Annotated in this window: 8 protein-coding genes; 5 read left to right on the top strand and 3 right to left on the bottom strand. The window is 66.3% G+C overall.

Translation table 11 applies throughout. The features are described from left to right. Positions 1 to 34 precede the first annotated feature (34 nt). Positions 35 to 3,397, top strand: a complete 3,363-nt coding sequence (locus tag AC25Z0_RS01965; RefSeq protein ID WP_488132134.1) for an ATP-dependent helicase — start codon at positions 35 to 37, stop codon at positions 3,395 to 3,397. Then, positions 3,394 to 6,900 (top strand): ATP-dependent helicase, encoded by a 3,507-nt coding sequence (locus AC25Z0_RS01970; RefSeq protein WP_488132135.1) that lies wholly within the window; start codon positions 3,394 to 3,396, stop codon positions 6,898 to 6,900. The genes AC25Z0_RS01965 and AC25Z0_RS01970 overlap by 4 nt, the downstream gene beginning before the upstream one ends. On the opposite strand, the gene AC25Z0_RS01975 is transcribed toward AC25Z0_RS01970, so the two are convergent. Further along, a complete protein-coding gene (locus tag AC25Z0_RS01975) occupies positions 6,813 to 8,075 on the bottom strand; it encodes a phosphotransferase (protein WP_488118583.1) in 1,263 nt (420 codons plus the stop codon). The genes AC25Z0_RS01970 and AC25Z0_RS01975 overlap by 88 nt on opposite strands. Before the next feature lie 191 nt (positions 8,076 to 8,266). On the opposite strand from AC25Z0_RS01975, the gene nudC reads away from it, so the two are divergent. Both nudC and AC25Z0_RS01985 read left to right on the top strand, forming a co-directional pair. Further along, positions 8,267 to 9,346, top strand: coding sequence for an NAD(+) diphosphatase (gene nudC, locus AC25Z0_RS01980; protein WP_488132136.1), 1,080 nt, complete (start codon positions 8,267 to 8,269; stop codon positions 9,344 to 9,346). After that, on the top strand, positions 9,343 to 11,061 hold the full coding sequence (locus AC25Z0_RS01985; RefSeq protein ID WP_488118585.1) for an ATP-dependent helicase: 1,719 nt from the start codon (positions 9,343 to 9,345) through the stop codon (positions 11,059 to 11,061). The genes nudC and AC25Z0_RS01985 overlap by 4 nt, the downstream gene beginning before the upstream one ends. On the opposite strand, the gene AC25Z0_RS01990 is transcribed toward AC25Z0_RS01985, so the two are convergent. Both AC25Z0_RS01990 and AC25Z0_RS01995 read right to left on the bottom strand, forming a co-directional pair. Next, positions 10,952 to 11,827, bottom strand: a complete 876-nt coding sequence (locus AC25Z0_RS01990; protein WP_488132137.1) for a TOMM precursor leader peptide-binding protein — start codon at positions 11,825 to 11,827, stop codon at positions 10,952 to 10,954. The two genes, AC25Z0_RS01985 and AC25Z0_RS01990, sit on opposite strands and share 110 nt — an antisense overlap. Before the next feature lie 50 nt (positions 11,828 to 11,877). Then, on the bottom strand, positions 11,878 to 13,239 hold the full coding sequence (locus AC25Z0_RS01995) for a zinc-dependent metalloprotease (RefSeq protein ID WP_488118587.1): 1,362 nt from the start codon (positions 13,237 to 13,239) through the stop codon (positions 11,878 to 11,880). A gap of 131 nt (positions 13,240 to 13,370) precedes the next feature. On the opposite strand from AC25Z0_RS01995, the gene AC25Z0_RS02000 reads away from it, so the two are divergent. Further along, complete coding sequence (locus AC25Z0_RS02000) at positions 13,371 to 14,474, top strand: YlbL family protein (protein ID WP_488132138.1); 1,104 nt, start codon at positions 13,371 to 13,373, stop codon at positions 14,472 to 14,474. The last annotated feature ends 39 nt before the right edge of the window (positions 14,475 to 14,513 follow it).

The following is a 14,513-nucleotide window of genomic DNA, read 5'->3' on the forward strand; positions in this document are numbered from 1 at the left end:
GTTCACTGTCGGCGCAACCCGCTAGCGTTGAATCGTGATCAACCCGGAACTCGAGCTCAGCCCCGACACACGGGAAACGACCGCTCTCGACCCCACGCAGCGTGCGATTCTCGGCCTGGCAGACGGTGAGTCCGCAGCGGTCATCGGGGCAGCAGGTACCGGCAAGACGACGACCATGCTCGAGATCATCGCCGAGCGCGTGCTCGGGCGTGGCTACTCGCCGAGCGAGGTGCTCGCCCTTGTGCCGACCCGCACCGGCGCGACCGCCCTCCGCGACACGATCGCCCTGCGGCTCGGTGTGCCAACCAACGGTCCGCTGGCCCGCACTCCCAACTCGGTTGCCTTCCAGATCGTGCGTAACGCTGCAACGACGGCGGGCGAGACGGCCCCAACCCTCCTCACCGGAGGCGAGCAAGACAAGATCATCGCCGAACTCCTCCAGGGCGACATCGACGAGGGAACCGGCCCTGCCTGGCCGAGCCCGCTCGGCCCCGACGTTCGCAGCCTGCGCGGATTCCGTACCGAACTTCGCGACCTCATGATGCGTGCTGTCGAATACGGCGTCACAGCGGATGCCCTCGCTCGCCTTGGCATTGCACATGACAGGCCAGAGTGGGTTGCCGCTGCCGAGTTCATCCGCGGCTACGAAGAAGTGAAAGATCTCGCTCGGCCGAACCAGTACGACTCCACAGAGCTCGCCCAATACGCTGCAGCCCTGGTCAGGGCCGCGCCGCAGTCGATCCCCGGTGTTGCTGGCGGGTTCAGCGGATTCGGCGGAACGGAGCGCGCGACCGACGCCCTCGGCCCCCTCGCCGCCGTGCGCCTCATCCTGCTCGACGACGCCCAGGAAGCCACCCAGGCCACGCTCACCCTGCTGGCGCAGTTCGCCGCGCGGGGCGTTGCCATCATCGCCCTCGGAGACCCCGATCTCAGCACTGGGTCGTTCAGGGGAGCGCACCCAGACTCCCTCGGCAGGCTCGGCTCATACCTCGGCACTGCACCCGTTCGTACCTTCTATCTCGACACGGTCTACCGGCACGGTGCCGCAGTGCGGGCGGCCGTGACCGAAGCCAGCAGCAGAATCGGCACGGCAAGCGCCGGCCTGCAACGCAAAGCGCGGCTGGCTGGTGCCGGCGGCCATGCCAGCCTCATCGAAAGCCTCGGTGTCCCGGATGCCGGTGACGAGATTGCCGGCGACGTGATCACTGGCGACGGGATCACGAGCAACGGGATCGGCAGGGACGAGATCACCAGCACGGGGATCGTCGACACGGTCATCGCGGCCAGTCCAGCCGAACAGCTCGCCGTCATCGCGCGGCGACTGCGCGAACGGCACGTCATCGACGGGGTGCCGTGGGGACGGATGGCCGTCATCGTGCGCAGCGGGTCACTGGTGCCGTCGCTGTCGAAGGGCCTCGCCTCGCTCGAAGTGCCCACGAGCGTCTCATCGGCAACCGTTGCCCTGCGCGACGAGTTCGCCGTGCGGGCGTTCATCGTTGCGCTCGACGTCACGCTTGGGAGGCGCAGCCTCGACGGCCCGACGGCCATGGAGCTGTTGAACGGCCCGCTGGCCGGGCTCGACCCGATCGCGCTCCGGCGGCTGCGGGCCGCCCTCCGCCAGCAGGAGCTGACCGCCGATGGTGATCGCAGCGCGGAGGAACTCCTCGTCGAGGCATTGCGCAATCCAGAGTTCCTGGCTGAGATCGACACCAGGGTGGCCAGAAAAGCCAAGGCGTTCGGCGCGAGCCTGCGCGAGGCATCCGCTGACCACGCAGCCGGCGCGACGATCGAAGAACTGCTGTGGGGCCTGTGGTCACGCAGCGGTCTGGCCGACACCTGGTTCGAGCAATCGAAGGGCATGGGCATCGTGGCCGAGGAGGCCAACCACAACCTCGACGCTGTTGTCGCCCTGTTCTCCGCGGCGCAGCGATTCGTGGAGCGCACACCCGGCATGCCTCCGGTGCTGTTCCTCGAGCACCTCGTCGACTCCGATGTGCCAGAAGACACCCTCGCGCCCCGCGCTCTCTCCGACGCGGTCGTCGTCTCGACCCCGCCCGGCACGATCGGCACCGATTTCCAGGTGGTGGTGCTGGCCGGCGTGCAGGACAACGTCTGGCCAGACCTCCGTATCCGCGGGTCATTGCTCGGCGCAGGAGACCTCGCCGCGGTGCTCAGGGACGAGGTCGACGTCGATGCCCGCGCGCAGGTGCTGCACGACGAGCTGCGGATGTTCGCCCAGGCGCTATCACGGTCCACTTACGAGGTGCTCGTCACGGCCGTCAACGACGAAGACAGCCAGCCATCCGCCTTCTTCCGGATGCTGCCAGAGCCAGACCCCGTCGCGGTCGGCCGCTACCCGCTGTCGCTGCGGGGCATGGTCGGTCGGCTCCGGCGCGACCTCACCACGTCGATCAAGCCGTCGATTGGCACGCAGGCCACCGCGTATCCGACCAGGGCGCTCGACGCCGCTGCCACCCTGGCCAGGCTCGCGTCCGAGGGCGTCGTCGGCGCCGATGCGTCTGAGTGGTACGGCATGAGCGTGCAGAGCACTACCAGACCACTCAACGATCCAGAGGCCGGCGACGGCCTGGTGCGAGTGTCGCCGTCGAAGATGAAATCGTTCGAGACGTGCCCGCTGCACTGGCTCATCGACCAGGTAGGCGGCGGAACCAGCAACACCGCTGCGAACCTCGGCACCATCATCCACTCTGTGATGGAAGAGGCCAGTCTGGCCGTGACGGACCCGGCAAAAGCCCCCAGCATCTCGAGCTCCGCTGCTTTCAGCTCCGAAGCGCTGTGGGCCGGCGTTGAGTCTCGTTGGGGCGAACTCGTCTTCGACGCCCCCTGGCAGTCGGAGGTACAGAAGAAGGAAGCACGTCGGCTAACCGACAGGCTGGCGTCATACCTCGGTGATTTCACCCGCGACGGATCGGAGTTGCTGAGCGCCGAAGGACGATTCGCGTTCGATGTCGGTGGCGCAATCCTTTCCGGAACCGTCGACAGGGTCGAGCAGCTGTCCGATGGCCGTGCTCTGATCGTTGACCTGAAGACGGGCAAGGGAGATCCGATCAACGATGCAGGCGTTGTCGACCACCCGCAGCTTGGTGCGTACCAGCTCGCCTTCCACGACGGTCAGATCGCCGGCGTTCCTGAGGGGTCTGAGCTGGCAGGTGCCCGGCTGGCCATCGTGTCCTCCGGCACGGTCAAGCAGAACTATCGCAATCCAACGCAGAAGGCGTTCACGCCAGATGAGCTCGCCGAATTCCGGCAACGAGTGCTGCACGACGCCGAAGGAATGGGAGACGCCGTGTTCGTCGCCGAAATCGCCAATCACTGCCTCGACCCGTGGTCGTTCGGCTCCTGCCGCCTTCACGTGGTGAAGCAGGTCAGTTCATGAGCGGGCCCGCGCGCTCCATCTCCGCCGTCACCATCGCCGAAGCGTTGGAGATGCCGACGCCGACCATTGAGCAGCAGGAGGTCATCCAGGCGCCGCTCGCCCCGACACTCGTTGTGGCCGGTGCCGGCAGCGGCAAGACGGAGACCATGGCGAACCGCGTGCTGTGGCTGCTCGCCAACGGGCATGCACGGCCAGACCAGGTACTGGGCCTCACCTTCACCCGCAAGGCCGCCGGAGAGCTGGCCACGCGCATCAACAAGCGAATCGGTGAGCTCGACGAGGCGGGTCTGCTGCCGAGGCCGCGCGCCGACGCCAACGGCCCAGCCAACGGGGCAGCCGACGGGGCAGCCGGCAGCGTCGCCGACGTGAACACGGCATCCGATCTCTTCAACACCCCAACGGTCTCGACGTACAACTCATTCGCCAGCCGACTGTTCAGCGATAACGCGCTGCTGCTCGGTCGCGAGCCTGAGTCCGCGCTGCTCACCGACACGTCAGCCTGGCTGCTGGCTCGCCGAGTGGTCATCGACCACGGCGACGACCGGCTGGTGTCGTACGGCAAGAAGGTCGATGAGGTGACGGATGCCGTCCTGCAGCTCAGTCGGATGCTCGCGGAGAATCCGCCACAGGCCACGAGCGGCGCTGCCACCGGTTCGCACGACCTCGCTGCCCTCGCCGATGGGTTCGGCTATCTCGCCGATCTGCCATATGGTTCGGCGCGAAAGTCCAAGCCGTATGACTCCGTCGTCGATGCGCTTGCTGCGGTGGGCCCACTTCCTGTGCTGGCCGAGTTGGCCGGTCATTATCAAGACGAAAAGCGTCGCCTCGGCCTGATCGAGTTCTCCGACCAGGTGGCGCTGGCCCTGCAGCTGGCACAGCGGATTCCCTCCATCGTCGACAGGGCACGCGACCAGTACCGGATCGTGCTGCTGGACGAGTACCAGGACACGTCCGTGCTGCAGACCGAACTCCTGCGCACGCTGTTCGCCCACCACCCGGTGATGGCCGTCGGTGACCCGCACCAGTCCATTTACGGCTGGCGCGGCGCCAGCTCGGCCAACCTGCTCGGCTTCTCCCGTGACTTCGCCGACCGCACGAACGCCGAAGCGCCTGCCATGTCGCTCTCGTACACCTGGCGGAACCCGGTCGCCGTGCTCGGCGTGGCCAACGAGCTCGTCGCACCGCTGAGCGACGCACTTCGGGCGAAGCCGAACGGGATCCAGGTCGACACGCTCAAGGTGCCGGCCGGCAAGGCGCAGGGGAGCGTCTCCGGCGGCATGCTGGAGACGAACGCCGATGAGGCATCCGCCGTTGCCCGCTGGTTTGCCACCCGGCTCACCGCCGGTACAGACAAGACAGCTGCCATGCTGTTTCGCGCCAGGCGCGATATGGAATTCTTCGCCGAGGTGCTGCGCGAACACGGCGTCAAGGCGCACGTGCTCGGACTCGGCGGCCTGCTGTCGACGCCGGAAGTCTCCGACGTCGTCAGCGTCCTGCGGGTCGTGCAGGACCCGGCCGCAGGCTCAGAGCTCATCAGGCTGCTGACCGGGGGTCGCTGGCGGATCGGACCCCGCGACCTGCATGCCCTCTCCGATGTGGCGAGGGAACTGGCCACCCACGACTGGGCGCAACGCGCCGTCAGCGCCGAACTCAAAGACAAGCTGCGCGCATCCGTCGCTGGCGAGGAAACGAGCTCGCTGGTTGACGCACTCGACTTCGTCGCGACAGCGCCCGCCGGGCACCGCTGGCTGGAAGGGTTCAGCGACGAGGGCCTCGCCCGCATCAGGGAAGCCGGGCATCAGCTCGCCTGGTTCCGGTCACGAGCCGGGCTGCCGCTGCTCGACTTCGTGCGCCTCATCGAGCAGGAACTGATGCTCGACATCGAGCTCGTCGCCAATGAAACCAGGGGGCACGGGCTCGCCAACCTGTATGCATTCCATGACGCCGTGTCTGCCTTCCTCGACAGCGACGAGCACGGCACGCTCAGCAGCTTCCTGCGCTGGCTGAAACGCGCAGAGCGCCAGGACGACCTCGGCCCGCGCACGGAGCCCTCTGAGCCAGGCACCGTGCAGCTGCTCACCATCCACGGCTCCAAGGGACTCGAGTGGGACTACGTGGCGATTCCGTCGCTGGTTGAGAACTCGCTGCCGGCGAAGGCCAAGGAGGGCGCCGGCTGGCTGCGGTTCGGTGAGCTTCCGTATCCGTGCAGGGGTGACAGGGATGAACTACCCCAGCTTCGCTGGGTCGGCCACGACAGCCAGAAGGAATTCGACGACGAATTCGCCGCGTACAAGGTGGAGATCGGGGCCAGGCACCACGCCGAAGAACGCCGCCTCATCTACGTGGCGACGACACGCGCCCAGGATGAGCTGCTGCTGACCGGATCGTTCTGGGCCAGTGGCAAGCTGGCGCGAAAGCCCAGCCGCTACCTCGTCGAGCTCGCAGAGGCCGGTCTCATCACCGAGCTCCAACAGGAGACCACTCTGGATGAGAAGCCCGAATTCGGTGGCGCAGGGAGTGAGGTCTGGCCATTCGATCCGCTGGGCACCCGCCGACCTGTCGTCGAGGCAGCCGCGGCGCTGGTACGACGCGCGGTCGAAAGCATCGATGCGGAGACAGCTGAAGCGGAGACCATCGATGCGATGACCGTCGACGCAGAACTGGTCGACGCAGTGCTTGTCGACCCGGAATCGGCCGACGCACTGTCCAACGGCCCGGCATCCGACGCCGGCTCGCCCTGGTCAGACGACGTCACGCTGCTGCTGCGCGAACGAGCGGTGCGGCAGGCAGACGGGGGAGTCACGCAGCTGCCGACCCGCATCCCTGCATCGCGGTTCAAGGACTATGTCGACGACCCGCACGCGGTCGCAGCCGGGCTTCGTCGGCCGATGCCGCAGAAGCCATACCGGGCCACTCGACTCGGCACGCTATTCCACAGCTGGGTTGAGCAGAGGTCGGGCGGTGGCTTCTCCGGCGACCTGATCGACGCCGGCATGCTCGGCTGGGACATCGATGTCGACACCGACATCGACACTGATATCGACACCGGCTCAGACGCCGCCGGCGCTGACGACTCTGCCGAAATGCAGCGATTCGCCGAATTCAAGGCGACGTTCGAACGTTCGCAGTGGGCCGACCAGAAGCCGGAAGAGGTGGAGATCGAGATCCACCACGTGATGGCGGGGCAGGTGTTCATCTGCAAGCTCGACGCGGTGTATCGCACGCCGACCGGATTCCAGGTTGTGGACTGGAAAACCGGCAAGGCGCCGAAGAACGCGGCAGACCTCGAACTCAAGCAGACCCAGCTCGCGCTCTACCGGCTCGCCTATGCGCGCTGGAAGGGCATTGATCCGGATGTCGTCGACGCCGTGTTCTACTTCGTCGCCGACGACACGATCGTGGCGCCAGACCGGCTTTACTCCGAGGACGACCTGGTTGAGGCCTGGTCGTCGGTGCGTGAGTCGGTGGCGCCGAGCGCGATCCTCAGCTCAGCATCCGTGTAGGCGACGGTCTCAGACGGGTCTGACGTTGCAGCGGCAACGGTGTCAATAGCATCCGTCGGCGGGGTGGCCGACTCAGGATCGAACTCAGAGTCGGAGAAATCTGACGGCATGAATCCAGAGTCGTCGCGGTCGGAGAACTCGTACGAATCGGTGTTCATGACGCCTGATGTGTCGCGGCTCGGCGGCGTGCGAGGCGTCTGGGCGAGGATCGCCTCCACGTCGGAGACCTCCAGGATCGCGCCCGTCGTCGGGGAGAGCGGGTTCGTGGTGTGGCTGTGCACAGTGTCAACGAGGCCGTCGAGCATCTCGATGGCGTCGTCCACGATGGACTGGTCTTTCGTGTCAGTGCCGTGCAGCAGCCAGCGGGCGAGCTCAAGCTCGGCGTACAGCATGGCGCGCTGCGTGATGCGCTGGTCGCTGCCCTGCCTCGACTGGTTGTAGGCGGCGATGGCGGTCTCAGAGGCTTCGCCGCGAGAGGCCAGGAGCCACTGCAGGTCTTGAGCGGGGTCGCCGACGGTGAGCGCGGCCCAGCCGAGCACACCGGAAACGGCATCGTCTGAAATGAGGAGCGAATCGGCGGTGAGTGAACCGTGGATGACCGTCGGCTGGAACTGCCACAGCGCGTCGTCATCGGTGGCCAGTTCCCAGCGGCGGAGGAGCGCGGCCGGCAGGTGTCCGGTCGCGGCGGCGCGATCAATCAGATCAATGGTCGACGTGCGGCACTCATGCGCGGTGTGCTGCGAGAGACCAGCAGCGGCAACGAACGAGGTAGGCAGCGAGTGGATGGCGGCGATCGCGCGTCCGATGGAGCCGGCGACGCCCACGTGACCTGTGAGGGCATCCGCTTCGAATGAGTCGCCGGGGAGCAGCTCGTAGACGATGGCACGGGTGTTGCCGACCGGCGCCTGGCCGACGTATTCGGGAACGTCGAACGGCAGCCTGCTGCGGTTGCCGATTGTGAGTGCGCGAAGGGCAACGAGGTCGGCGGACTGCTCAGTCTCAGCAGACTGGGAGACCGGAACGCGAATGATGAGCTGTTGTCCATCGCTGCCGATGACCAATGCTGAGTCGAACAAACCGTGCGCGCCCTGGCTGTGCTTCTGAGTCTGGACGACGTTGAGTCCAGGCACTGCAGATGTGGCCAACGCGGCTAGAGTGAGGTGGGATCTGGCCATGAGTACTAGGTTAGGTCGACTTGCCCAACTCTTCGTTGTTCGCCACGCCCCGCCTCGAATTCGGCGTTCAGAATGCCGTGTCGTTCACTGGCTCTGCGCGGCTCACAGCTGCCGCCACAGGGCACGCCCATACACTTGATTTTCGCGGTGCGGCCTGCCGCGTTTCATCCACTCTGCAAGAAGAGGTTTTCATGTCGTTCGGTTTCACAGCGGGACTGCCACTCTCCCGTCACGCTGTCGACCGGGATCACGCCAGTCGCGCTCGGCCTGACCTGCTCAAGACGCTGTGGGCGGATGCCGCCACTCGCGTTCTCGTCCTGTCGCACGGCAGCGCGCTCCTGCAGTCCAGCCCGACGGGGTCTGCCGCTCCTGCCGACGTTGACGCTGCTGACGTTGCCGCTGTGGACGCCGCGGATGCTGCGGAATCCGCTCCGCGGCTCGCGTTGCTGCCGCCGACCGCGCTGGCCGACCTCGACGTCGACCTGTCGACACTCCTCTACCTCGGCCGCTCGATCGATGAGCACGCGGCAGAGCCCGTCGGCACATCGCTCGTTGCCGTCGTACTCTCCGAAGCCACGGCCACCGAACTCGCCCCGGACGCCGCGCGCTGGGGCACGCTCCGAAACCTGGCGACCGCGGCGTCAGACCGCGACGTCGGAGCCTTCACCGAAGCGCTGGCCGTCACGAACTGGCACGCGTCTCACCGGCACTGCCCACGCTGCGGAGCCGCGACCCGCATCGAAGACGCCGGCTGGACGAGGCGCTGTCCCGTCGACGGCGGCCAGGTGTTCCCGCGCACAGACCCAGCCGTGATCGTGCTGATCACCGACGCAGCCGACCGCATCCTGCTCGGTTCGAACGCCATGTGGGAGAACAACCGCTATTCGCTGCTCGCCGGTTTCGCGGAGCCGGGGGAGTCCCTGGAGGCCGCCGTCATCCGCGAGATGCACGAAGAGTCAGGTCTCAACGTCGTCGAGCCCACCTACATGGGTTCGCAGCCGTGGCCGTTCCCCGCCTCGCTGATGGTCGGTTTCACCGCTCGGGTCATCGACGAGGATGTCCCGCAGGTGCTCGTTCCTGACGGCGACGAAATCCTCGACCTGCGTTGGTTCACTCGAGCCGAGTTGCTCGCTGAGCGGCACGCCATCATGCTGCCGGGCACATCATCGATTGCGCGGGCCATGATCGAACACTGGCTGGGCGAACCGCTTGAGCCGACTGCATCACCGGCATCCGCTGCATCACAGGCATCGGCCGGAACCGCCCGATGACGCTGCAGACCACCGACTCTCTGCTGGCAGGACTCGACGAACAACAGCGCGTAGCCGCTGAAGCACTGATCGGACCGGTGTGCATGCTGGCCGGCGCCGGCACCGGCAAGACGCGGGCCATCACCCACCGGATCGCATACGGCGTGCGCTCCGGAGCGTATGCCCCGAACCGCGTCATGGCCCTCACCTTCACCGCCCGCTCCGCAGCAGAGCTGCGCGGTCGGTTACGCCAGCTCGGCGCAGGGGGAGTAGCCGCACGAACCTTCCACTCCGCGGCGCTGTCGCAGCTCAACTATTTCTGGCCGCACGTTGTCGGCGGCCAGACCCCGCGAGTGCTCGACGGCAAGGCTCGCCTGCTCGGGCACGCGGCTGAGCAACTGAAACTGCGCCTCGACACCGCCACCCTCCGCGACCTCGCAGCAGAGGTCGAATGGCGCAAGGTCTCCGGGCTCAGCATCGAGCAGTACGGCACGGCGTCGCCGAAGCGCAGCCTGCCTGGCCGGTTGACACTCGACCAGGTCATGTCGATGCAGACGGCCTACGAGCGGCTGAAAGACGAGCGCAAGCAGCTCGACTTCGAAGACGTGCTCCTCGCCATGGCCGGAATGATCGAATCAGAGCCCTCGGTGGCTATGCAGGTGCGTGAGCAGTACCGGTTCTTCGTCGTCGACGAGTTCCAGGACGTCTCTCCGCTCCAGTACAACCTGCTGTCGTTGTGGCTCGGCGATCGACGAGACCTCTGTGTCGTCGGTGACGCCAGCCAGACCATTTACTCCTTCGCTGGGGCGCGCAGCGACTACCTGCTCGACTTCCCCAAGCGCTACGAAGACGCCACCGTCGTGCGGCTCGAACAGAACTATCGCTCGACGTCGGCCATCGTGTCGACGGCGAACCAGCTGATGCGGGGCCGCGCGGGCGCATTGTCCCTGCACGCCGCCGTGACGGAACCGGGGCCAGACCCGATCATCCGCGAGTTCGCCTCTGACATTTCAGAGGCACGGGGCATCGCCCAGAGCGTCCTCGAACTGGTGGAGGCCGGCACCCGTCCGGAGAACATCGCGGTGCTGTACCGCGTCAACGTGCAGGCAGCCCTGATCGAGGCCGCTCTCACCGAGGTCGGCGTCAGCTACCAGATCCGCGGCTCGAAGCGGTTCTTCGACCTGCCAGAGGTGAAGCAGGCGGTGATGTCGCTGCGCGCGGCATCCGTTTCAATCGTCGGAGAGCCGCTGTTCAAGTCAGTGAGCGATGTGCTGCGTTCGCTCGGCTGGAGCCAGACGGCGCCAGAGGCCAGGGGCGCTGTGCGGGATCGCTGGGAGTCGTTGAACGCGATCATGGGACTTGTCGACCAGGCTGCTGCCGGCACGACGTTCCGGCAGTTCACCGACGAGTTGATGGAGCGCCAGGCCGGCCAGCACGAACCGACGGTGTCCGCTGTCATGCTCGCCACCCTGCACTCCGCCAAGGGCCTCGAGTGGGACGCCGTGTTCCTGGTGGGTCTTGCCGAAGGGCTCGTGCCCATCAGCTATGCCAGCACATTCGAGCAGATCGACGAAGAACGGCGCTTGCTCTACGTAGGCATCACCCGCGCCCGCAAGCGACTGACGCTCAGCTGGGCGTCGGCCGGGGGACAGCAGCGTTCGCCGCGGGAGCGTTCACGGTTCCTGGCAGAGATCGGCATCCGCAACGCTCGTGCGGCAGGTGCTCGCGGGGTGTGACAACACCCGTCGACGTCGCAATGATCGCTGCAGTGGTTCCCTGACCCGCTCGACCAGAACGCAGGCGATCGGTGACCCATCCGGCGACGAGTGCCGACACCTCGATCTGCTGGCCGACGTCCTCAGGGGGCGCCGCCCGTGCGAGCAGTTGGATCGCCATGGCCGGCCAGGCCGGATCGGCGTCGATGCGGCTGAGCTCCAGGCAGCTGAGGCACGGACCCGTCCCCGGCTCGACGAGCGGGCCAACGCGAATCTCGGCGTCGCTGAAGACAACCGGCAGGTGCGGAACGTCGCGCCGCAGCCATCGCCCGTACCGAACAGGGGGGAGCGCGTAGTAGCCGACGATCACCGCCAGGTCTGCAGAATCGTCCCCACGGGTGCTGACACCGTTGAAGACCTCGAGGCCGAGTTCGCGCAGGAGTCCGCGGATCCGGTCGGCGGTCGGCGCGTCGCCATCGACGACGACACGAAACGTCGACAGGATCGACGCCGGCTCGTCCTGGAGCGCCGGGCTGAGCTTCGCCAACAGCGCCGCTGTCTCCGCCGGCGTCGCGCCGCCTGCCTCTGAGACATACTCGGCGACGGGCAAGGGCACGCCGGCGCGGAGGGCTGCGATGACGCGTTCCACCCCTGGTGTAGTCGCTTCGATGACCGCGAGCGGGGCATCGATGCCGACCTGCAGCGTGTCAGGGGTACGCCAGACAACGGGGACGCGGGGATTCAATCGGAGGAGCATGCACGCGATGATGCCGCACAGGGGCGTCATCGCGTGCAATCTCTCCACAGCCGGCGCCGATTAGCGGCGCCACCTGTGGGTTACTCCTCGTGCGGGCGCTCTGTGCCGTCGTCGCGCAACAGGTCTTCCAGCGCCTGGTCGATCTCGTCGCGTACCGGTTCAGCACCGGACGCGGTCGTGGTCAGACGGGCGATGAGTGCTGCCGGGTCGTCGAGATCTTGCGCTGTCGGCAGGATGTCGGGGTGTGCCCACAGGTCGTCACGTGCCTCATTGCCAACGGCATCCGTCACGGCCTGCCACATGCTGGCCGCCTCGCGCAGTCGGCGCGGGCGCAGTTCGAGTCCGACGAGGGTGGCGAATGCGGACTCAGCCGGACCGCCAGCCGCCCGACGGCGTCTCACCATTTCGGCGATGGCATCTGCCTTGGGCAGTCGAGCTGTCGCCTCTGCCGTCACCACATCGACCCAGCCTTCGACGAGGGCAAGCATGGTCTCCAGACGGCCGAGGGCAGCGGACTGCGCCTCGCTCTTCGGTGGGATCAGCGTGCCGTCGACCATGGCCTGGCGGAGTTCCTCTGGGTTGGACGGGTCGAAGCCTTCTGCAAGGTTCTCCAGGCGATCGGTATCGATCCGGATTCCGCGGGCGAAATCAGTGATGGAGCTGATCAGGTGCAGGCGCAGCCAGCGAGAGTGCCGGAACAGTCGGGCGTGCGCGAGCTCTCGAACGGCCAAGTAGATCTGAACCTGGTCTGCAGGGATGTCGAGGCCCTCGCCGAACTCGGCAACGTTCTGGGGGAGTAGTGCTGCCTGCTGGTCGTCGAGGAGCGGAATGCCGATGTCGCCGCCGGAGACCACTTCACTGGCGAGCTGGCCGACAACCTGGCCAAGCTGCATGGCGAACAGGGTGCCGCCGAGGCTGCGCATCACCTGGCTGGCGTTGGCCAGCATGCCCTTGAGCTCTTCAGGCGCCTGCTCTGTGAGCACGGTCGTCAATGAGTTGGAGATGCTGGTGGCAACGGGCTCTGCCAACTGCGACCAGACCGGAAGAGTCGCTGTGACCCATTCCTTGCGGGTCATCAGGCGCGGGCTCACGGTCAATTCCGCCACGGAGATGACGTCGTCGAGCCACAGGGCCGCGATGTGGAATGCCTGCTCAAGCTGGGCGCGTTGTTCGTCTGTGGTTGGCACCTGGCTTGCTGCAGCGTTGTCCTGCCCTTGCTTCAGAGCGATGTCCCAGTTGATCTCCCCTGTGCCGCCGCCTCGGAGGGCATTCTGCAGCTGACCCATCAGCGCAGCGACGCTGGCCGGGTCATTCGGCAGCCCTGCGGCGCCGGCAAGCTGGCCGGGATCAATCGACGAATTGCCGGACAGAATGTCGCGCAGCATGTCCTGGAATTCGTCGTCGGGGTTTTTGTCTTCATTGGATAGCGAGTCGTCGGCCACTTCAGGCACCTCTCAGTTGCTTACTTCTACGCTAGTGCGACATAGGCCGCCGGGACTGGGAAATGACCTAGGCTGGGATGCTCTGGTGTCCGCCCGCCGCGAACACTGAGCAGAACTTACGAAGGATCGCAATGGCACTCTTTGACGATGGACCTGTGACACCTTCACGACAGCGCACGACGGGGCAGCGCGTCGGGTGGATTGTGCTCGGCGCATCACTGGTGATCGCGCTCATCCTCGCTCTGATGCCGGCACCATATGTGATCGAGAAGCCGGGCCCTGTGTTCAACACCCTGGGTACCACGGAGCACGATGGCGAAGAGATTCCCCTCATCTCTATACCCGACCAGACCGTGTACCCAACGGAGGGCAGTCTCGACTTGCTCACCGTCTCGCTGCTCGGCAACCCTGAGTCCCGGCCCAGCTGGCTGAACATTCTCAACGCCTGGCTGTCACCCAGTGAAGCTGTGATCCCCATCGACGACGCGTTCCCGCCGAATGTATCGACGGAACAGCGAGAGCAGCAGAACCAGGTTGCGATGGTCGACTCCCAGCAGGATGCCATCGCTGCGGCGCTGACCAACCTCGGCTACACCTTCCCCACCTTCGTGACGGTGGCATCGCTGCCAGACAACTCGCCGGCCAAAGACATCCTGCAGGAAGACGACCAGATCGTGTCGGTGAATGAAGTTGCCGTCGCCAGCGTCGATGCCCTGCGCGCGGCACTGGCAGAGAGCGGTGCGGGAAATCCGGCGGCGATCGGCATCATCCGTGATGGCACGGCGTCGACCGTTGAGGTCACCCCCGTCGATATCGACGGCTCGGTGGTTGCCGGAATCAACGTTTCGACCACCTATGATTTCCCGTTCGATGTCACCATCCAGCTTGACTCCGTCGGCGGCCCGAGCGCCGGCATGATGTTCGCCCTCGGGATTATCGACAAGCTCACCCCTGGCCTGCTGCAGGGCGGCGAAGACGTCGCCGGAACCGGCACCATCGACGCGACGGGCACCGTTGGCCCGATCGGCGGCATCCGCCAGAAGATGTATGGAGCGCAGAACGCCGGCACTGACTGGTTCCTGGCCCCTGTCGACAACTGCAACGAGGTCACCGGGCACATTCCAGACGGGTTGACGGTGTTTGCAGTCGCGACTCTCGACGATTCGCTGGCCGCTCTTGACGCGATCAGCACCGGCGGAGACACGAGCGCGCTGCCCACCTGCCCGGTCGGCTGACTCGACGCAGGGCAGCAGCCGCGCCGCTTTCGCGATATG

The organism is Leifsonia sp. Y862, from assembly GCF_057669585.1.

What these genes read in the sequence shown, in the direction of transcription:
- AC25Z0_RS01975 (WP_488118583.1), bottom strand. Translation starts at nt 8,075, where the DNA reads ATGGCCAGATCCCACCTCACTCTAGCCGCGTTGGCCACATCTGCAGTG.
- nudC (WP_488132136.1), top strand. Translation starts at nt 8,267, where the DNA reads ATGTCGTTCGGTTTCACAGCGGGACTGCCACTCTCCCGTCACGCTGTC.
- AC25Z0_RS01990 (WP_488132137.1), bottom strand. Translation starts at nt 11,827, where the DNA reads ATGACGCCCCTGTGCGGCATCATCGCGTGCATGCTCCTCCGATTGAAT.
- AC25Z0_RS01985 (WP_488118585.1), top strand. Translation starts at nt 9,343, where the DNA reads ATGACGCTGCAGACCACCGACTCTCTGCTGGCAGGACTCGACGAACAA.
- AC25Z0_RS01970 (WP_488132135.1), top strand. Translation starts at nt 3,394, where the DNA reads ATGAGCGGGCCCGCGCGCTCCATCTCCGCCGTCACCATCGCCGAAGCG.
- AC25Z0_RS02000 (WP_488132138.1), top strand. Translation starts at nt 13,371, where the DNA reads ATGGCACTCTTTGACGATGGACCTGTGACACCTTCACGACAGCGCACG.